This is a genomic window from Pseudomonas sp. HN8-3 (assembly GCF_020790195.1).
GTDB classification, from domain to species: domain Bacteria; phylum Pseudomonadota; class Gammaproteobacteria; order Pseudomonadales; family Pseudomonadaceae; genus Aquipseudomonas; species Aquipseudomonas synxantha_A.
In genome coordinates, this window is sequence record NZ_CP086206.1 from 374,450 (window position 1) to 394,734 (window position 20,285).

At 60.0% G+C, this 20,285-nt stretch carries 17 protein-coding genes; 7 read left to right on the forward strand and 10 right to left on the reverse strand.

The window, feature by feature from the left end:
- Positions 1-56: 56 nt before the first annotated feature.
- From LJX92_RS01660 to gpmI, 4 genes are all read right to left on the reverse strand, one after another.
- Positions 57-830 (reverse strand): divergent polysaccharide deacetylase family protein, encoded by a 774-nt coding sequence (locus tag LJX92_RS01660; protein WP_216090616.1) that lies wholly within the window; start codon positions 828-830, stop codon positions 57-59.
- A 2-nt stretch (positions 831-832) separates the two neighbouring features.
- Positions 833-2,140 (reverse strand): S41 family peptidase, encoded by a 1,308-nt coding sequence (locus tag LJX92_RS01665; RefSeq protein WP_005783925.1) that lies wholly within the window; start codon positions 2,138-2,140, stop codon positions 833-835.
- A 30-nt stretch (positions 2,141-2,170) separates the two neighbouring features.
- Complete coding sequence (locus tag LJX92_RS01670) at positions 2,171-3,466, reverse strand: murein hydrolase activator EnvC family protein (RefSeq protein WP_005783927.1); 1,296 nt, start codon at positions 3,464-3,466, stop codon at positions 2,171-2,173.
- Positions 3,467-3,724: 258 nt separating this feature from the next.
- A complete protein-coding gene (gene gpmI, locus LJX92_RS01675; protein ID WP_078820066.1) occupies positions 3,725-5,251 on the reverse strand; it encodes a 2,3-bisphosphoglycerate-independent phosphoglycerate mutase in 1,527 nt (508 codons plus the stop codon).
- 151 nt (positions 5,252-5,402) lie between these two features.
- On the opposite strand from gpmI, the gene LJX92_RS01680 reads away from it, so the two are divergent.
- The 3 genes from LJX92_RS01680 to secB are packed head-to-tail and all read left to right on the forward strand — an operon-like array spanning position 5,403 to position 6,594.
- Entirely contained in the window at positions 5,403-5,816 is a 414-nt protein-coding gene (locus LJX92_RS01680) for a rhodanese-like domain-containing protein (protein ID WP_003187796.1), read from the forward strand.
- A gap of 1 nt (position 5,817) precedes the next feature.
- Entirely contained in the window at positions 5,818-6,072 is a 255-nt protein-coding gene (grxC, locus tag LJX92_RS01685; protein ID WP_078820067.1) for a glutaredoxin 3, read from the forward strand.
- 42 nt (positions 6,073-6,114) lie between these two features.
- Entirely contained in the window at positions 6,115-6,594 is a 480-nt protein-coding gene (gene secB / locus LJX92_RS01690) for a protein-export chaperone SecB (protein ID WP_005783933.1), read from the forward strand.
- 127 nt (positions 6,595-6,721) lie between these two features.
- Here the strand turns inward: secB and LJX92_RS01695 are convergent, their stop codons facing one another.
- Positions 6,722-7,177 carry a tRNA (cytidine(34)-2'-O)-methyltransferase gene (locus tag LJX92_RS01695; protein ID WP_003171120.1) on the reverse strand — a complete coding sequence of 152 codons (456 nt, stop codon included), beginning with the start codon at positions 7,175-7,177 and terminating at the stop codon, positions 6,722-6,724.
- Between LJX92_RS01695 and LJX92_RS01700 the strand changes: the two genes are divergently transcribed.
- Positions 7,176-7,616 (forward strand): hypothetical protein, encoded by a 441-nt coding sequence (locus LJX92_RS01700; RefSeq protein WP_078820069.1) that lies wholly within the window; start codon positions 7,176-7,178, stop codon positions 7,614-7,616. The two genes, LJX92_RS01695 and LJX92_RS01700, sit on opposite strands and share 2 nt — an antisense overlap.
- 449 nt (positions 7,617-8,065) lie before the next feature.
- Here LJX92_RS01700 and ntrC read toward each other — a convergent pair whose 3' ends face one another.
- The 4 genes from ntrC to glnA form a co-directional block, all read right to left on the reverse strand.
- The gene (ntrC, locus tag LJX92_RS01705; protein ID WP_003187806.1) at positions 8,066-9,502 is read right to left on the reverse strand and encodes a nitrogen regulation protein NR(I); all 1,437 of its coding nucleotides are present in this window, start codon (positions 9,500-9,502) and stop codon (positions 8,066-8,068) included.
- Positions 9,499-10,584, reverse strand: a complete 1,086-nt coding sequence (gene glnL, locus LJX92_RS01710; protein WP_005783937.1) for a nitrogen regulation protein NR(II) — start codon at positions 10,582-10,584, stop codon at positions 9,499-9,501. Before glnL ends, ntrC begins: the two co-directional genes overlap by 4 nt.
- A 320-nt stretch (positions 10,585-10,904) precedes the next feature.
- Complete coding sequence (locus tag LJX92_RS01715; protein WP_228309247.1) at positions 10,905-11,441, reverse strand: chorismate mutase; 537 nt, start codon at positions 11,439-11,441, stop codon at positions 10,905-10,907.
- Positions 11,442-11,649: 208 nt separating this feature from the next.
- A complete protein-coding gene (glnA, locus tag LJX92_RS01720; RefSeq protein ID WP_005783941.1) occupies positions 11,650-13,056 on the reverse strand; it encodes a type I glutamate--ammonia ligase in 1,407 nt (468 codons plus the stop codon).
- Positions 13,057-13,390: 334 nt separating this feature from the next.
- On the opposite strand from glnA, the gene thiI reads away from it, so the two are divergent.
- Both thiI and typA read left to right on the forward strand, forming a co-directional pair.
- Positions 13,391-14,845, forward strand: coding sequence for a tRNA uracil 4-sulfurtransferase ThiI (thiI, locus tag LJX92_RS01725; protein WP_005783943.1), 1,455 nt, complete (start codon positions 13,391-13,393; stop codon positions 14,843-14,845).
- Positions 14,846-14,984: 139 nt separating this feature from the next.
- Positions 14,985-16,805, forward strand: a complete 1,821-nt coding sequence (gene typA / locus LJX92_RS01730; RefSeq protein WP_005783945.1) for a translational GTPase TypA — start codon at positions 14,985-14,987, stop codon at positions 16,803-16,805.
- A 193-nt stretch (positions 16,806-16,998) separates the two neighbouring features.
- Here typA and LJX92_RS01735 read toward each other — a convergent pair whose 3' ends face one another.
- On the reverse strand, positions 16,999-17,433 hold the full coding sequence (locus LJX92_RS01735; protein WP_003187815.1) for a YkgJ family cysteine cluster protein: 435 nt from the start codon (positions 17,431-17,433) through the stop codon (positions 16,999-17,001).
- A gap of 237 nt (positions 17,434-17,670) precedes the next feature.
- Between LJX92_RS01735 and LJX92_RS01740 the strand changes: the two genes are divergently transcribed.
- On the forward strand, positions 17,671-20,121 hold the full coding sequence (locus tag LJX92_RS01740; RefSeq protein WP_078820070.1) for a glycogen/starch/alpha-glucan phosphorylase: 2,451 nt from the start codon (positions 17,671-17,673) through the stop codon (positions 20,119-20,121).
- The last annotated feature ends 164 nt before the right edge of the window (positions 20,122-20,285 follow it).

Here is a 20,285-nt window from a genome sequence, read left to right on the forward strand (position 1 = left end):
GACACACCGCCATCGGGGGCAAGCCCCCTCCCACATTGGATCTTCGCTGCCTTCATTTAGCGGTAAATGCCGTTTTTGCCGTGGGCACTCATGGCCCGATTACTGCGCACGCTGATCATCAGCTTGATATCGATCCAGTCGATACCCTGGGCCTTGAGCTTGGGCAGCTCGCGCTCCAGCACCGCCAGGGTCTGTGGGTAAGGGTGCCCGATCATCACCGCCGAACCCTGCTTATGCGCCAGCTTGATTGCGGTTTGCAGTTGGGTGGTAATTGCTGCCTCGGTGCGTTCGTCATCGAGGAACACATCCCGCGAAACATGCGCCAAGCCGATTTTCTGCGCCTCGGCGGCTGCGACGGTCTGCGCGCTGGTGCGGCTGTCCACGAAGAACTTGTGGCGCCGTTGTAGCTCGGCCATCAACCACGCCATGGCCTGCGGCTGCGCGGTCATGCGGCTGCCCATGTGGTTGTTGATGCCGGCGGTATAGGGCACAGCCTGGAACGCGGCGTCCAGGCGCTTGCCGAGTTCCTCCACCGGTAACTCGGGGTGCCAGGCGAAGGGGCCGGTGGCCGGGTCCATGGGCATGTGCAGGATCACGATCTTGCCGGCCTTGTGCGCCTCGCGGGCGAATTCGGCGGCATGGGGCGTGTCGGGCATGATCGCGGTGGTCACCGGGCCGGGCAGCGCAAGTACACGGCGATCGCGCGGCAGGTTTTGCCCCAGGTCGTCGATGATGAGAGTCAGGTAGGCTTTGTGGGGTTCGCCGGCAGGGGCCGCGTGAGCGACCCCTGCCAGGCTGCACAGCACAGCGATGATCAGGGCAAAACGCATGATCAACGGCTGCGAGTGATGCTCAGGCCCTTGAGCAGGCTCAGTGCCTGGGCCAGTTGGTAGTCATCGTCCTGCGGCATCGGCTTGGCCTTGGCGCCACTGCCGGTAGGCTGGTCGGCGCCGCCGTTGCCATTGCCCAGGTGACCCTGCAGGTCGGCCTCCTTGTAGTACTCGCCGTCGATCTCGTTGGTGATCTTGGCCCTGCGCACTTCGATGTCCGGCACGATGCCTTGGGCCTGGATCGAGCGGCCGTTCGGTGTGTAATACAGCGCTGTGGTGATTTTCAATGCGCGTTCGTTGTTCAACGGCAACACCGTCTGCACCGAACCTTTGCCAAAACTGGTGGTGCCCATCAGCACGCCGCGCTTGAGGTCTTGCAGCGCGCCGGCGACGATTTCCGACGCTGAGGCACTGCCGCCGTTGATCAGCACCGCCAGTGGCACGTTTTCGCTCAGGTCGTTGCCGGTGGCCGAGAAGCGCAGTTCGGAATTGGCGATACGGCCTTTGGTATAAACGATCAGGCCCTTGGTGACAAAGTGGTCGACCACCTCAACTGCCGACTGCAATACGCCGCCGGGGTTGTTGCGCAGGTCGAGCACGATGCCGTTGAGTTTCTTGCCATTGTCTTTGCGCAGCTTGGCCAGGGCCTTGGCCACTTCGTCGCCGGTCTTGACCTGGAACTGGGTGATACGGATGTAGCCGTAACCCGACTCCAGCAACTGGCTCTTCACGCTCTTGACCGTGATGGTCGCGCGGGCCAGGGTCACGTCAAACGGGTTGCCGCCGTCGCGTACCAGGGTCAGGGTGATTTTCTGGCCGAGCTTGCCGCGCATCTTGTCGACGGCCTCGGTCATGCTCTGGCCACGGGTCGGCTGGCCGTTGATCTTCACGATCAGGTCGCCGGCCTGGATACCGGCCTTGGACGCAGGGGTATCGTCGATGGGCGAGACCACTTTGATCTGGCCGTCTTCGGAGCCCACTTCGATGCCCAGGCCACCGAACTCGCCGCTGGTGCTTTCCTGCAGCTCGGCGAAATCTTCAGGGCCCAGATAGGCGGAGTGCGGGTCGAGGTTGCTGAGCATGCCCTTGATGGCATTTTCCAGCAGGGCCTTGTCGTCTACGGGTTCGACATACGCTGCCTTGATCCGGTCCATGACCTCGGCAAAGGTGCGCAGCTCATCCAGCGGCAACGGCGCCTTGGTGGTCGCGGCCATTGCAGCGGGTGCAGCCTGGTCGGCAAAAGCCAGAGGCGCGCCGATCACCAGGGCGATCGTCAGGGCCAGCGAAGTGAGGCGGGACAAATGCAGCATGTCGAACGAACTCCTAATGTAGATGCGGCCCTATCCTTGGGAACGGCACCATTGTGCGGGATCGCTCGGGCGACCCTGCTGACGAATAGCGAAGTACAGCGCCGGGGTGTCCTGGCCGCCACTGTTACCGACAGTGGAGATGGATTCACCGGCTTTTACAACATCACCTGCCGACTTGAGTAATGTCTGATTGTGGCCGTAAAGGCTCAAATAGCCATTTCCATGGTCGAGAATCACCAGTAAACCGGCGCCCCGCAGCCAATCGGCAAACACCACGCGCCCACCGTGAACGGCATGGACCTGGCTGCCGGCTGAGGCGCTGATCATCACCCCATCCCACTTGGCGCGGGTGTCATCGCCACGGGTTTCCCCAAAGCGTGCCAATAGTCGACCATCAACCGGCCATGGAAGTTTGCCCCGCGCTGAAGCAAAAGGGCCGCCGAATGACTCGCCGCTGCTGGAAACCAGCGGGCCGGGGCTGGCGCGCGCGGGTTTGCGCGGTGCCGGCGCGTCGCTGGTGGCAGCCAGTTCGGCCTCACGCTGACGCTTTTTTTCCGCTTCCTGCTGGGCGATCAGCGCTTTTTGCCGCGCTTCTTCGGCCTCGCGTGCCTGGCGGGCCAGGGTTTCTTCGATGGTCTTGAGCACTTTGGCCAGGTCGGCCTGATCCTGCTCGCGGGCCTGGAGCTTGGCGTCGCGGGCTTTTACATCGCTGTTGAGCTTGGCCAGGGCCTGCTGGCGCTCCTTGCGCACCTTGTCCAACTGGTCGCGCTGAACGTCGAGGGCGCTTTTCTGGTCGAGCAGTTGCGATTGCTGGTCGGCAATTTCCTGCTCGACATTGGCCAATTGGCGCAGGGTTTCATTGAAACCCTTCAATTGCGCCAGGCGCGCCTGGCTCAGGTAATCGTAATAGGTGAGGGTGCGGGCGAATTTTTCCGGGTTCTGCTGGTTGAGCAGCAGCTTGAGGTATTCCTGGCGACCGCTCTGGTAGGCGGCACGGGCCTGGATCGCGATCAGGCGTTGCTGTTCAACGCGTGCGCTCTGGAGTTTTTTTTTCTCAGCGTCGAGTCGCTCCAGTTCCGACTCGCTCTTCTTTAGTTCTTTTTGCAGCTCCTGGACCTGCTTCTCAAGCTTGCCCATTTCGGTTTCGGTGCCGCGCAGGTCTTTTTGCACCCCGGATTTTTCTTCCTGGAGCTTGCCGAGCAGCTTTTTCAGCTCGGTAATGTCCTGACGCGTAGCGTCCAACTGTTGTTGGGTTTGTGCGCGCTCATCGGCAAACGCCGGTTGGAGCAGGCAGACAAGAGCAAGGGTTATCAAGGCGCGAAGCATAGAGGCGGGCGACACCAGGGGAAAAGGACGGCCTAGTATGCCCGCCAAGCGCTGCAAAAAAAACGCCCAATTGGGGAGTTACGGCAAGATAGGTGCCGAGTGGCGGTGGTATGGCAAAAAGACATCTATCAAACACCACAAAACCAATGTGGGAGCGGGCTTGCCCGCGATTGCGGTGGGTCAGCGACATAGATGTCGACTGATTAGCCGCTATCGCGGGCAAGCCCGCTCCCACACTGTTTTGTGGCGTACTTTGGATCAGACCAGGATCGAGGTCCCAGTCATCTCTTCAGGCTTCTCCAGCCCCATCAGCATCAGCATGGTCGGCGCCACATCCGCCAGCACGCCACCTTCACGCACTTTCAGGTCACGTTTGCCGACATAGATGAACGGCACCGGCTCGGTGGTGTGGGCGGTGTGTGCCTGGCCGGTGGATTCGTCGGACATCTGCTCGCAGTTGCCATGGTCTGCGGTGATCAGCGCTTCGCCGCCGACTTTTTCCAGGGCGTCGACAATGCGGCCAACGCACAGGTCCAGGCATTCAACGGCCTTGACCGCCGCTTCCAGGTTGCCGCTGTGGCCAACCATGTCGCCGTTGGCGTAGTTGACCACGATCACGTCATAACGCTGGTTATCAATGGCATCGACGATCTTGTCGGTGACTTCCGGCGCACTCATTTCCGGCTGCAGGTCGTAGGTGGCGACTTTTGGCGATGGGATCAGGATGCGCTCTTCGCCCGGGAACGGTTCTTCACGGCCACCGGAGAAGAAGAACGTCACGTGGGCGTACTTCTCGGTCTCGGCGATGCGCAGCTGGGTCTTGCCGTTTTTCGCCAGGTAATCACCCAGCACGTTTTCCAGGCTGCCCGGGGCGAACGCCGACGGGGCCGGGATGTTGGCGGCGTACTGGGTGAGCATGACGAACTCGACTTTCGGCTGGCGTGCGCGCTCGAAGTCCTTGAAACCTTCATCGACGAACACATGGCTTAGCTCGCGGGCACGGTCGGCACGGAAGTTCATGAATACTACGGCATCGCCATCTTCGACCTTCACCGGTTCGCCGATGGTAGTGGCCTTGACGAACTCGTCGCTTTCGCCACGGGCGTAAGCGGCTTCCAGGCCTTCCTGGGCAGTGGCGGCATTGAATTCGGCCTGGCCGTCGACGATCAGGTTGTAGGCCTGGGACACGCGGTCCCAGCGGTTGTCGCGGTCCATGGCGAAGTAACGGCCCACCAGGCTGGCGATGCGGCCCTTGCCGAGGGCGGCGAAGGTGGTGTCGAGCAGTTCGATGGACGATTGCGCGCTTTTCGGCGGGGTGTCGCGACCGTCGAGGAAGGCGTGCAGGTAGATCTTGTCGGCGCCGCGCTTGAAGGCCAGTTCGGCCATTGCCACCAGATGATCCTGATGGCTGTGTACGCCGCCGTCCGACAGCAGACCCATGAAATGCACGGCCTTGCCGGCGGCCACGGCTTTATCCACCGCGGCGCAGATGGTCGGGTTCTCGAAAAACTCGCCATCGCGGATCGCTTTGGTGACGCGGGTGAAGTCCTGGTATACCACTCGTCCGGCGCCGAGGTTCATGTGGCCGACTTCCGAGTTGCCCATCTGGCCGTCCGGCAGGCCCACGTCCATGCCGGAACCGGAGATCAATCCGTTGGGGACGGTAGCGCTCAGGCGGTCCAGCACGGGCTTGTTGGCCGAGTACACGGCGTTGTCGTGGTGGCTTTCACTGTGTCCGAAGCCATCGAGAATTATCAGGACCAAAGGTTTAGGCGTGGTAGTCATAGATCCTCTCGCGGCGGTAATAAAGGAAGACAATGGAAAAGGGAGTGGCAGTTTAAAGCGAAGTTCCGAGCGCGTCACCGCTTTACGGGGGTTGGCCCTCCTTGGCGGCTGTGTATACTTACCGCCATTTTAACGCCCTGGAACCTCCTTGATGGTTGATCACCTGATTGCATTTGCCACTGCCCACTACCTGCTCGTGGGTGCCTTCGTCATCCTGCTGGCGTTGCTGATCGCACATGAACTGAGCCGCGGTGGTCGCAGCCTGAGCACGTCGGAGCTGACCGCGCTGGTCAACAAGGATGAGGCCGTTGTCGTCGATATTCGCCCGGCCAAGGATTATGCCGCCGGCCATATCGTTGGCGCCCTGAACATTCCCCAGGACAAGCTGATCGCACGCTTGGCCGAGCTGGAAAAATACAAGGCCAAGACCATCATTCTGGTCGACGCCCAAGGCCAGCACTCCGGCACCCACGCCCGCGAGATGCTCAAGACCGGCTTCACCGCCGCCAAGCTGTCGGGTGGTATCAGCAGCTGGCGTGGCGATAACCTGCCGTTGGTGAAGTGACATGAATAAGGTTGTCGTGTATTCCAGCGATTGGTGCCCTTACTGCATGCGGGCCAAGGCCCTGCTTGAGAAAAAGGGTGTTGCCTTCGAAGAGATCAAGGTCGATGGCAAGCCCCAGGTGCGTGCTGAAATGGCCCAGAAGGCCGGCCGCACGTCGGTCCCGCAGATCTGGATCGGCGCCAAGCACATCGGTGGTTGCGATGACCTGTTCGCCCTGGAGCGCGCCGGTAAACTTGATGCGCTGCTGTCCGTCTGACTGCTAACCCCTTAAGAACCCCAAGATAAAGAAGGATCTGCGATGACTGATCAACAGAACACCGAAGCAGCGCAAGACCAAGGCCCACAGTTTTCGCTGCAGCGCATCTACGTGCGCGACCTGTCGTTCGAGGCGCCGAAAAGCCCGGCGATCTTCCGTCAGGAATGGACCCCAAGCGTTGCCTTGGACTTGAACACCCGTCAGAAAGCCCTGGAAGGCGACTTCCACGAAGTGGTGCTGACCCTGTCGGTCACCGTCAAGAACGGCGAAGAAGTGGCCTTCATCGCTGAAGTGCAACAGGCCGGTATCTTCCTGATCCAGGGCCTGGACGAAGCGTCCATGAGCCACACCCTGGGCGCGTTCTGCCCGAACATCCTGTTTCCGTACGCCCGTGAGACCCTGGACAGCCTGGTCACCCGTGGCTCGTTCCCGGCACTGATGCTGGCTCCGGTGAACTTCGATGCCCTGTACGCCCAAGAGCTGCAGCGCATGCAACAGGAAGGCGCGCCGACGGTTCAGTAATCTCGAACCCGACGCAGCACTCAATGTGGGAGGGGGCTTGCTCCCGATAGCGGTGGAACAGTCACTTAGATGTCGACTGACACTCCGCCATCGGGAGCAAGCCCCCTCCCACATTTGTTATGCGGTGTTATTTAAAGCCAAGCTGGCGCCAGCCTTCATAGACGGCGACGGCTACGGTGTTGGACAGGTTCAGGCTGCGGCAGCCCTCACGCATCGGCAAACGCAGGCGATGGCCATCGGGCAGGGCGTCGAGCACCTCGGCCGGCAGGCCACGGCTTTCCGGGCCGAACAGGAAGGCATCGCCCTCGGCAAAGCTGGCATCGTGAAATGGTCGCGAACCCTTGGTGGTGAATGCGAACAGGCGCGGATGGCCCAGGCTTTCCAGGCAACTGGCCAGGTCGGCGTGACGCTTGAGGGTGGCGTACTCGTGGTAGTCCAGCCCGGCGCGGCGCAGGCGCTTGTCGTCCATGTCGAAGCCCAGCGGCTCGATCAAATGCAGGTGGCAGCCACTGTTGGCGCACAGCCTGATAACGTTGCCGGTATTCGGCGGAATTTCTGGTTGAAAAAGGATGACGTGAAACATGCACGGCTCCGAAGGCAAAGATGCGCTGCATTCTACCCCTGAAGAAGACCCGAGGCCGAAGCTATTGCCGAGGGTTTTGGGCTCGTTGGCGATTGTCGGCTTGATGGTGGGTTTGATGATCGGTCGCCTGACCACGCCAGACCCAGTCCAGTTACTGGAGGTGGTGCCTGCTGTCGACGGTGTAGCGGTGTGGTTCAACCGTGAGCCCAAGCTGCACGGTGAGCATATCGACGGCACCGTGGCGCTGCTGTTTGACGCCCAGGGCAAGGCGGCCAGCGGGCAGCTCAAGGTCAATGACAAGGACGTGAACTGGCGTGTGCGCAAGACCGATGGCGGTTTGCTGCTGAACCTGGTGGCGGCGCGACCGTTGCGTGGGGAGTGGAAAGGCGAGCAGGTCGATGACCGCTGGCGGCTGGAGGTCCATCTCCAGGAGCAATAAAAGAGGGAGTTCCCGGCCTGCCTGTACCAGGGCTCCCAAAACGGGGTGAAGCCTAAGGCTTCGGTGTTAAAGAGGGGATTCTCGGCCTGCCTGTACCAAGGTCCCCGAAACTGGGTTGTACGAGGGTTATTGCAGGGCGCGTGCCAGAGTTTGCAATTTCACCCATAAAATTTTTCCAAAAAGCGCAAAGCCCCGTAATCCGGGGCTTTGGTGGTTTCAGCTTGCGAGAGTTGTCCCGCGATAACGGTCTTCCACGTATCCAGCCCGTGCCCGATGCCGGTTCATGGTGCATTGAAGCGGTGCACAGTCGTGGAATTGCAGAGATCCAAATGTGGGAGGGGGCTTGCTCCCGATAGCGGTGGGTCAGACACAGATGTGGTGACTGAACTACTGCTATCGGGAGCAAGCCCCCTCCCACATTAGACTTTCAGTGGAACTGGGATGTGTGATCAGGCCTCATCACCCTCATCATCATCCCCACCATCTACCTTCATCCCCAATTCCTTGATCTTGCGCGTCAGGGTATTGCGCCCCCAACCCAGTAGCACGGCCGCATCGCGACGACGGCCGGCGGTATGCTTCAACGCGGTCTCAATCATGATCCGCTCGAACGCTGGCACGGCGCTGTCCAGCAGGTTCGACTGGCCGCGCGCCAACGCCTGGTCGGCCCATTGGCGCAGCGCTTGTTCCCAGTTGGTTACCGGTGCCGAATCCTGCGGCAGGCTCAGCAGCTCAGGCGGCAGGTCGCTGATATGCACTTCACGCCCGGAGGCCATTACGGTGATCCAGCGGCAGGTGTTCTCCAGCTGGCGCACGTTGCCGGGCCACGGCAGGTTCTTGAGGTATTCCTCGGTCTCGCTTTTCAGCAGCTTCGGCTCTACGGCCAGCTCCAGGGCGGCGCGGCTGAGGAAGTGGCGGGCGAGGGTGGGGATATCTTCGCGGCGGTCCGACATGCGCGGGATATGGATGCGGATCACATTGAGGCGGTGGAACAAGTCCTCACGGAACTTGCCCGCGTGTACCAGGGTTTCGAGGTTCTGGTGGGTGGCCGCAATGATGCGCACATCAACCTTGACCGGTGTGTGCCCGCCGACACGATAGAACTCACCGTCCGCCAACACCCGTAGCAAGCGGGTCTGGGTATCGGCCGGCATGTCGCCGATCTCATCGAGAAACAGCGTGCCGCCGTCGGCCTGTTCAAAGCGCCCGCGCCGCAGGTTGGCCGCGCCGGTGAACGCGCCTTTCTCATGGCCGAACAGCTCGGACTCCATCAGGTCCTTGGGGATCGCCGCCATGTTCAGCGCGATAAACGGCGAGGCCGCACGCGGGCTGTGACGGTGCAGGGCATGGGCCACCAGCTCTTTACCGGTGCCCGACTCGCCATTGATCAGCACAGTGATGTTGGAGTGGCTCAAGCGCCCGATGGCGCGAAACACTTCCTGCATCGCCGGCGCTTCACCGATGATTTCCGGGGTGCGGGTCAGGGTTGGCGGGGCTTCTTGGTTCTGTTGTTCCTGGGCGTGCTGGTTGGCGCGCTTGACCAGCGCCACCGCCTCATCCACGTCGAATGGCTTGGGCAGGTATTCAAAGGCGCCGCCCTGGTAGGACGCGACAGCGCTGTCCAGGTCCGAGTGCGCAGTCATGATGATCACCGGCAAGCGCGGGTGCTGCTCGCGGATGCGCGCCAGCAAGTCCAGGCCGCTTGCGCCGGGCATACGAATGTCGGAGATGATCACGTCCGGCTGCTGGCGTGCCAGGCGGCTCATCACTCCGTCGGCGCTGTCGAAGCTCTGGGTGGTCATGCCTTCCTGTTGCAAGGCTTTTTCCAGGACCCAACGGATAGAACGGTCGTCATCGACGATCCAGACAGTTTCACTACGGCTCATGTCGTGGGGGCTCCTTGTTCCAATGGCAGGAAGATCGAGAACGTGGTGTGGCCGGGATGGCTCTCACATTCGATCAGGCCCTGGTGCTGGCTGATGATGTTCTGGGTAATGGCCAGGCCCAGCCCGGTACCGTCCGGGCGGCCACTGACCATGGGGAAGAAGATGGTTTCCTGCAGTTCGGCGGGAATGCCGGGGCCGTTGTCGATGATCTCGACCTTGGTCACCAGGCGATGGCGCACATGGCCGATGGTGAACTGGCGCAGGGCGCGGGTGCGCAAACTGATGCGGCCCAGGCGCAGCTCGTTTTGGCTGCTGATGGCCTGCATGGCGTTGCGCACGATATTGAGCACCGCCTGGATCATCTGCTCGCGGTCGATCAATACATCGGGAATGCTTGGGTCATAGTCGCGTACCAGGGTGATACAGCCCTGGCTTTCGGCCTCGACCAGTTGGCAGACGCGCTCCAGCACCTCATGCACGTTGGTCATCGCCAATGACGGCAACTTGTTGGAGCCGAGCATCCGGTCCACCAGGTTACGCAGGCGGTCGGCTTCTTCGATGATGACGTTGGTGTAGTCCTTGAGATGCTCCTCGGGCAGCTCGCGGGCCAGCAGCTGCGCGGCGCCGCGAATCCCGCCGAGCGGGTTCTTGATCTCGTGAGCCAGGCCGCGCACCAGCATCTTGCTGGTTTCCTGCTTGGACAGCTGCGCCTCTTCCTTGGTGATGCGCAGCAGGCGGTCGCGGGGGTGTACTTCGAGCAATAGCAGCGTGGCGCCATTGCTCAGAATGGGGGTTACGGCGTAATCGACCGTCAGGGTCTGGCCGGTGAGGGCGGTGAGCATCGCTTCGCGCTTGGTGAACGGATGTGCCTGCTCCACGGCCTGGCGCAACGAGCTCAAGGCTTCGGCCGACTCGGTGAACAGCTCGCTGATGAACTGCCCATGGCTGCGCTGGCCGCTGATGGCCAGGAGCATCTCCGCCGCCGGGTTCATGTACTCAAGGCGCAGATCGGCATTGAGCAGGATGGTCGCGGTGGTCAGGTTGTCGAGTAACAAACGGTGCAGTGCATCGCTGATGGTCATCGGGACCTCTTTTGGAGCAAGGCGCAGGCTTGAGGCACACGCTGATACAAGGAAAATGCAAAAACCAAACCAAGGCTCCGAAAAGAAGCGTTAAAGCCCTGAAATAGGGGTTTGTGGCGCGAAACTGTGGCGTTCTGCCAGCTTTGTCGGGAAGATTCGAACCAAAATGGGCTGTGGCTGGAGTAAGGGTGCAACCTATCGCACCAATATAGTGCGGTTTTGTGAAGGTTGTTCAGGAAGCTGCCAGAGATGGCCCTGAATGCATACAGTCCAAATGTGGGAGGGGGCTTGCTCCCACATTTTTACCTTGTTTGCAGTCATTAACCTTTGTAGATGCAGAGTTCGGCGGTGGCGCGGATCATTGCCAGTTGGCGCAGCGGATCATTCAGCGGCTCATGCACGGCGGTGGCCAGCCATTGGGGGCACTGTGGATCGGCACGGTGCGGGGTGAAGTCGGCCAGTTGTTGCAGCAGGCGTTTTTGCAGCTCATCCAGCTGCGGGCGAATCTGCTTGATCAGGTCCGGGCGCGGCTCGTCTGGGGCTTTGCCCTGGAACTGCCAGTCGGACAGGTGGGTGTATTGCACCAGTTTGTTCGCTTCGATCTGTGCCGAGAAAAACTGCTCGGCGGCGGCCGGGTCAAGCTTGTAGCTCGGGGCTTGGGCGACGACGCTGGCGATCACTTCCTGCTCGCGGTTTTTGTCTTCGACGGGTTTGTGGCTGTCCCATTTGCTCAAGGCCACCTGATCGGCAATCTCCAGGCGTTCGGCAATGCTGTTGAGCAGGGGTTCGAGCGTAGGCGGCGCAGCGCTCGCACTGGCACTGATGAACAGCAGGGCAAATACAAGTCGATGTCTCAAAGGCGATCTCCTGTGGGAGCGGGCTTGCCCGCGATGGCGGTGTGTCAGTGATACAGCAGGTGGCCGGTAATGCGCTATCGCAGGCAAGCCAGCTCCCACACTTTGATTGGGTTTGCAGAGCTGGCGTAGCGTAACGCCCAGGCAAAAAAAAGACCTCCCGGGGGAGGTCTTTTTCGTCACGCCGCTCTTAAGAAGCAGCGCTACCGGATCAGCAGCTGTAGTACAGCTCGTATTCCAGTGGGTGTACGAAGGTGCGCACCTTGATTTCTTCTTCGCTTTTCAGAGCGATGTAAGCGTCGATGAAGTCGTCGCTGAACACGCCGCCTTTGGTCAGGAACGCACGGCCCTTGTCCAGCTCTTCCAGGGCTTCTTTCAGGCTGCCGCACACTTGTGGGATCTCTTTGGCCTCTTCAGGCGGCAGGTCGTACAAGTTCTTGTCGGCGGCGTCGCCAGGGTGGATCTTGTTCTGGATACCGTCCAGGCCGGCCATGACCAGTGCAGCGAAGGCCAGGTATGGGTTGGCAGCCGGGTCCGGGAAGCGAGCTTCGATACGGCGAGCGCGCGGGCTGGACACGTAAGGAATACGGATCGAGGCAGAGCGGTTACGCGCCGAGTAGGCCAGCATTACCGGAGCTTCGAAACCTGGGACCAGACGCTTGTAGGAGTTGGTCGACGGGTTGGTGAAGCCGTTCAGGGCCTTACCGTGCTTGATGATGCCGCCGATGAAGTACAGGGCGGTGTCGGACAGGCCGGCATAACCTTCACCTGCGAAGGTGTTCTTGCCTTCTTTGGCGATGGACAGGTGAACGTGCATACCCGAACCGTTATCGCCGTACAGAGGCTTGGGCATGAAGGTAGCGGTACGGCCGTAAGCGACGGCAGTGTTGTGTACGCAGTACTTCAGGGTCTGAACTTCGTCAGCCTTGGCCACCAGGGTGTTGAACTTCACACCGATTTCGTTCTGGCCGGCAGTCGCCACTTCGTGGTGATGCACTTCGATGACCAGGCCCATGTCTTCCATGGCGTTGCACATGGAGGTACGGATTTCGTGGTCGTGGTCGAACGGTGGAACCGGGAAGTAGCCGCCTTTGATGCCTGGACGGTGGCCATGGTTGCCGCCTTCCACGTCCTGGTCGGACATCCACGAACCTTGTTCGGAGTAGATCTTGAACATGGAGCCGGAGATGTCGGACTTGAACTTCACTTGGTCGAAGATGAAGAACTCTGGCTCCGGGCCCACGAATACAGTGTCACCAATACCGGTGGACTTCAGGTATTCCTCGGCACGCTTGGCGATCGCACGTGGGTCGCGGTCGTAGCCTTGCATGGTCGACGGCTCGATCACGTCGCAGACCAGGATCAGGGTCGGCTCTTCGGTGAACGGGTCCAGCACGGCAGTGCTGTCGTCCGGCATCAGGATCATGTCGGAAGCTTCAATGCCTTTCCAGCCGGCGATGGAGGAGCCGTCGAACATTTTGCCTTCTTCGAAGAAAGCATCATCCAGCGCGTCGCGAGCCGGCATGGTCACGTGGTGCTGAGTGCCTTTTGTGTCCGTGAAGCGCAGATCAATCCATTTAACGTCATGATCTTTGATGAGTTGAACCGACTTCGACATGGTGTCCTCCGGGTGGCTTCGGGCTTGGGTAGTGGAGTTAGCCCTTAGAATGTGGGTGATGCCGGCGCGGATACTCCGCCAAGGCAACCTGCCTCACAAGAGAGCAAATTACATGCCAGTGCGCCAACATGGTCTTTTTGCCTCAAAATGGCCCCTATAGCGGTGCAATAGGCCAAAGCGCGAGAAATAGCGCACTGCAATGTAGCGTTTATTTGTGTAAATGACCCGTTTTGGTGCGTTGCACGTTCGATGCATATTAACTGGTTAAACCTTGAGCGATTTCCGCTATAATCCGCGCCCCCCTTTTTCAGCAGGCCCGGCGCGCGCTGTTTCCATGAAATTAATCGTTAAAGTCTTCCCCGAGATCACCATCAAAAGCCGACCGGTACGGACGCGTTTCATCCGTCAGTTGGCCAAGAACATCCGTGCCGTGCTCCGTGACCTGGACCCGGCTGTGGTGGTGAACGGCGTGTGGGACAACCTCGAGCTGGAAACCCGCATTACCGACGCCAAAGCCTTGAAGGACATGACCGAGCGCCTGAGCTGCATGCCGGGCATCGCGCATTTCCTGCAGGTGGATGAGTACCCGCTGGGCGACTTCGACGACATCACCGAAAAGTGCAAGCAGCACTACGGCAGTGCACTTGAAGGGAAGATTTTTTCGGTGCGCTGCAAGCGTGCCGGCAAGCACACCTTCAGCTCCATGGATGTCGAGAAATACGTCGGCAGCAAGCTGCGTCGCGAGTGCGGCGCCGCTGGAATTTCCCTTAAAGCGCCGCAAATTGAAGTGCGCATGGAAATTCGCGACCAACGGTTGTTTGTGATCCACAGCCAGCACAACAGCATCGGCGGCTACCCGCTGGGCGCCCTGGAACAGACCCTGGTATTGATGTCCGGCGGTTTCGATTCCACGGTGGCGGCCTACCAGATCATGCGCCGCGGCCTGATGAGCCACTTCTGCTTCTTTAACCTGGGCGGGCGTGCCCATGAATTGGGCGTGATGGAAGTTGCGCACTTTATCTGGAAGAAGTACGGCAGCTCCCAGCGCGTGCTATTTGTAAGCGTGCCGTTCGAGGAAGTGCTGGGCGAAATTCTCGGCAAAGTCGATAACAGTCATATGGGCGTGGTATTGAAGCGTATGATGTTGCGCGCCGCGTCCCGAATCGCCGATCAATTGCAGATCGACGCGCTGGTGACCGGCGAGGCGATTTCCCAGGTGTCCAGCCAGACGCTGCCAAACCTGTCGATCATCGACTGCGTCACCGAGAAGCTGGTGTTGCGCCCGCTGATCGCCAGCCACAAGCAGGACATCATCGACCTGGCAGAGCAAATCGGCACCGCCGACTTTGCCAAGCACATGCCCGAGTACTGTGGGGTCATCTCGGTGAACCCCAAGACCCACGCCAAGCGTCACCGCGTGGAGCATGAAGAGAAAGAATTCGACATGGCGATTCTGGAGCGTGCGCTCGAGAACGCCAAGCTGGTCCCAATCGATCGGGTGATCGACGAGTTGGGCCAGGATGTAAAAATCGAAGAAGTCAGCGAAGCCCTGGCCGGCCAGATCGTCATCGACATCCGTCACCCGGATGCCGCTGAGGATGAGCCGCTGGAAATCGCCGGCATCGACGTGCAAACGCTGCCGTTCTACGCACTGAACGCGCGTTTCAAGGAACTGGATAACAGCCGTCAGTACCTGTTGTATTGCGACAAAGGCGTGATGAGTCGCCTGCATGCCCACCATTTGCTCAGTGAGGGGCATGCCAATGTGCGCGTTTATCGACCGAGCTAAGAGCCCGGGGCTGTTTGCCTGTGGCCTGCGTCACCGGCCCCCCGACTCTGCCGTCAAGCTGTAACGGCAAGGCCTGACTCTACTGTTAATCGCTGCCACGACCTGTCAGCACACCGAATCCTCTGATCGAGATACACAAGTGATCGAAAATCTACGTAACATCGCCATCATTGCTCACGTTGACCATGGTAAAACCACCCTGGTAGACAAACTCCTGCGTCAATCCGGCACCCTGGAGCGCAACGAGCTCAACGACGAGCGCGTGATGGACTCCAACGACCAGGAAAAAGAGCGCGGTATTACCATCCTGGCAAAAAACACCGCCATCAACTGGAACGGCTACCACATCAACATCGTGGATACCCCGGGCCACGCCGACTTCGGCGGCGAAGTAGAACGCGTAATGTCGATGGTTGACTCCGTTCTGCTGCTGGTTGACGCTCAAGACGGCCCTATGCCGCAAACCCGTTTCGTGACCAAGAAGGCTTTCGAAGCCGGCCTGCGTCCGATCGTGTGCATCAACAAGGTTGACCGTCCAGGCGCGCGTCCGGACTGGGTTCTGGACCAGATCTTCGACCTGTTCGACAACCTGGGTGCCACCGAAGAACAGCTGGACTTCCAGGTCATCTACGCCTCGGCCCTGAACGGTATTGCTGGTCTTGACCACACCGACATGGCTGAAGACATGACCCCGCTGTACCAGTCGATCGTCGACAACGTACCCGCGCCGAAAGTTGACCGTGACGGCCCGTTCCAGATGCAAATCTCGGCACTGGACTACAACAGCTTCCTGGGTGTTATCGGCGTTGGCCGTATCGCTCGTGGTAGCGTCAAGCCGAACACCCCGGTTGTGGCTATCGGCGCCGACGGCAAGAAGCGTAACGGTCGTATCCTGAAGCTGATGGGTCACCACGGTCTGCACCGTATCGACGTTGAAGAAGCTTTCGCTGGCGACATCGTATGCGTAAGCGGCATGGACTCGCTGTTCATCTCCGACACCCTGTGCCAGCCGGACAACGTTGAGGCGATGAAGCCTCTGACCGTTGACGAGCCAACCGTTTCCATGACCTTCCAGGTAAACGACTCGCCGTTCTGCGGTAAAGAAGGCAAGTTCGTGACCTCCCGTAACATCAAGGAGCGTCTGGACAAGGAGCTGCTGTACAACGTTGCTCTGCGCGTTGAAGAAGGCGACTCGGCTGACAAGTTCAAGGTCTCCGGCCGTGGTGAGCTGCACCTCTCGGTACTGATCGAAACCATGCGTCGCGAAGGTTTCGAAATGGGTGTTGGTCGTCCGGAAGTGATCATCCGTACTGTTGACGGCGTGAAGCAGGAACCGTTCGAAAACGTCACCATCGACACCCCTGAAGAATCCCAGGGCAAGGTCATGGAAGAGATGGGCCTGCGTAAGGGCGACCTGACCAACATGGTGCCGGATGGCAAAGGCCGTGTACGTCTGGAATACAACATCCCTGCTCGTGGTCTGATCGGTTTCCGTAACCAGTTCCTGACCCTGACCAACGGTGCTGGCATCCTGACCTCGATCTTCGATCGCTACGACACCATGAAGTCCGGCGACATGTCCGGCCGTCAGAACGGTGTTCTGGTATCGGTAGAAACCGGCAAGGCGCTGACCTACTCCCTGGAAACCCTCCAGGCGCGTGGCAAGCTGTTCGTTGAACACGGTCAAGAGATCTACAACGGCCAGATCGTTGGTCTGAACAGCCGTGACAACGACATGGGCGTCAACCCAACCAAAGGCAAGAAGCTCGACAACATGCGTGCTTCGGGCAAAGACGAAACCATCGCTCTGGTTCCACCTGTTCGCTTCACCCTGGAACAGGCCCTGGAATTCATCCAGGACGACGAGCTGTGCGAAGTCACGCCTAAGTCGATCCGCCTGCGTAAGAAGATCCTGGACGAAGGCGAGCGTACCCGCGCTGCCAAGAAAGCCAAGAACTGAGTTAACTCAGGCTGAATGAAAAACGCCCCCGGTCGAAAGGCCGGGGGCGTTTTTTTGTGCCCGCAGTTTGTGTGTTGTCTTTACTGGCCCCATCGCAGGCAAGCCAGCTCCCACAGTTGAATGTGTTCCCAAATCAAAATGTGGGAGGGGGCTTGCCCCCGATGAGGCCCTTCAGAACACTACAAAACCCGAGTCAGAATTTATCGAGAGTCTTGAAGTTGGTCTCGCGTACCACTTCCTTGGGCTTGTAAGCGCAGTACCCCGGCCGCGGCCCGATTTTCGGGTGGTTGCGGCAAGTATCCGGGCGCTTGTCATAAATAGTGCAGAAGCGCGTCTTACGATCCAGATACAGGCAGTCGTTGTTGCTCATGCGCTGCAGGGTAAAAATCTCGGATTTGTTGTTGTAGCGCTCGACGATGCCTTCTTTCTGCAAACGCTTGGCGATGTTCTTCGGCGGGTCGCCGCGCTCGAACTCGTCGACGATGCCAATGCGGATCAGGTCCTTGATCTTCACCTCAACCGGCAGGGTGCAACAGCTGGACACGCAGCCGCCGCACATGTGGGCGGAATATTTCTGCCACGTTTCGAGACGGTCGAGTTCCGCGGCGGCGATCAGTTGAGGCTTCATCAGGGTTCCAGGGTGGGGCGGTATACGGGCGCGGGATCATACCGGGATTGGTGGTTTTTTGAACAATATTTTGCAGGTTTCAGCTCAAAGGCTTCGCCGCGGCCTGATCGGGCACGACCCCTGCATCAAATTCAGCCAATGGTGAATGAGTTAAAAAACTGCCGAACCAGCACGTCTACCGTCTGTCAGACCGACTAGGCTCTAGCAACTCCTTCAATCTCGCCCGAGGTCGCACCGATGTCTCAGGAACCGCTTGCACGAGAAGCAGAGGTAGCCGCATTCCGCGATGCTGTCTTGACCAAACTCACCTACGCGGTGGGCAAAGACCCGGATCACGCCTTTGACCATGACTGGTTCGAAGCCATTGCCCTGGCCGCCCGCGACCAGATGGTCGATCACTGGATGGACCACACGCGGCGTATTTATCGCAAAGGCCAGAAGCGCGTTTATTACCTCTCGCTGGAATTTCTCATTGGCCGTCTGTTGTACGACAGCCTGAGCAATCTGGGCGTGTTGGAGATCGCCCGTGAAGCGCTGTCGGAGTTGGGCGTCGATCTGGAGCGCATCCGCCTGCTTGAGCCCGACGCGGCGCTCGGCAATGGTGGCCTGGGCCGTCTGGCGGCGTGCTTTATGGAAAGCATGTCGACCTTGGGGATTGCCGGCCATGGCTATGGTATTCGCTATGAACACGGCTTGTTCCGCCAGGCCATCGTTGATGGCTGGCAGCAGGAGCAGACCGAACGCTGGCTGGATTTTGGTAACCCTTGGGAGTTCGAACGCGCCGAAGTGATTTACCCGATCGGCTTTGGCGGCAGCGTCGAAACCCTTGCGGACGCCTCCGGCAAGATGATCCAGGTGTGGTCGCCCAACGAAACTGTCAGGGCTGTTGCCTATGACACCCCGGTAGTCGGCTGGCGTGGCGCCAGCGTCAACACCCTGCGCCTTTGGCGTGCACGGGCTGTGGAAGACTTGCACCTGGAGCGCTTCAATGCCGGTGACCACTTGGGCGCCGTCGCCGAGGTGGCCCGTGCCGAAAGCATCTCTCGCGTGCTTTACCCGGCCGACAGCACTGAAGCGGGGCAGGAACTGCGCCTGCGCCAGGAGTACTTCTTCGTTTCGGCGTCCTTGCAGGATTTGCTGCGCCGCCACAAGAACATGCACGGTTCGGTGCTGAGCCTGGGCGAACACGCCGCGATCCAGCTCAACGACACCCATCCGTCCATCGCCGTGGCCGAGCTGATGCGCCAACTGGTCGACCTGCATGACGTGCCGTGGGAAGCCGCGTGGGATGTCACCGTCGAAACCCTGTCGTACACCAACCACACCTTGCTGCCTGAAGCGCTGGAAACCTGGCCCGTAGGTCTGATGGAGCGCATGTTGCCCCGGCACATGCAGATCATCTACCTGATCAACGCCCAACACATCGACTCGCTGCGCGCCAAGGGCATCCACGACTTCGACGTACTGCGCGCCGTCTCGCTGATCGAAGAGGACAACGGCCGCCGCGTGCGCATGGGCAACCTGGCATTCCTCGGCTCCCATAGCGTCAACGGTGTATCGGGCCTGCATACCCAGTTGATGCGCAGCACGGTGTTCTCCGAGCTGCACAAGCTGTATCCCGAGCGCATCAACAACAAAACCAACGGCATCACCTTCCGCCGCTGGTTGTACCAGGCCAACCCCAAGCTGACCGATATGCTGGTGGAAGCCCTGGGGCCGGATATTCTCGACCAGCCTGAGCAGCGCTTGATCGAATTGGAGCCGTTCGCCGAGAAGCAGGCTTTCCGCAAGTCCTTCGCTGAACAGCGCCTGCACAGCAAGCGTGCACTGGCCCAGATCATCCATGAGCGCCTGGGTATCGCGATCAACCCGGCGGCGATGTTCGATGTGCAGGTCAAGCGCATCCACGAATACAAGCGCCAACTGCTCAACCTGCTGCACACCGTGGCGCTGTACCAGGCGATCCGCGCCGAGCCGGGCACCGACTGGGTGCCACGGGTGAAAATCTTCGCCGGCAAGGCTGCAGCCAGCTACCACCAGGCCAAGCTGATCATCAAGCTGACCAACGACATCGCCCGTACCGTCAACAACGACCCGACCGTGCGCGGTCTGCTCAAAGTGGTGTTCCTGCCCAACTACAACGTCAGCCTGGCGGAGAGCATTATTCCGGCGGCGGACTTGTCGGAGCAGATTTCCACTGCCGGCTTCGAGGCCTCGGGTACCAGCAACATGAAGTTCGGCCTCAACGGCGCGCTGACCATCGGCACCATGGACGGCGCCAACGTGGAGATGCACGAGCGGGTCGGCGCCGAGCACATGTTTATCTTCGGCCTCAGTGCCCAGCAGGTGGAAGCCCGCAAGCACGCCGGTGAGTTCAACGCCGGGCCGGACATCGCCGCGTCCCATCGCTTGAACGACGTGTTGCAAGCGATCCGTGGCGGGGTGTTCTCGCCGGATGATCCGGGGCGCTATGTGGGCCTGATCGATGGGCTGATCGACTACGACCGTTTCCTGGTGTGTGCCGACTTTGATTCCTACTGGGACGCCCAGGCGCGGGTCGAAGCCCACTGGCACGATTCCAAGGAATGGTGGCGTTCGGCGGTGCTCAATACCGCGCGCATGGGCTGGTTCAGCTCGGACCGGACCATCCGCGAGTACGCCACCGAGATCTGGAAAGCCCTCGACTGACCACTGCGGTTAAAAAATGTGGGAGGGGGCAAGCCCCTTCCCACATGGGTTCTGCGATGTTGGAGAGGGTCGTGGCGCCAGGTCGTGAACTCTATTGGCGTTAAATCCTCTGATTAGAGGAAATAACCCTCGACTCGCGTTAAACTGCGCGGGTTTTCAGCCCC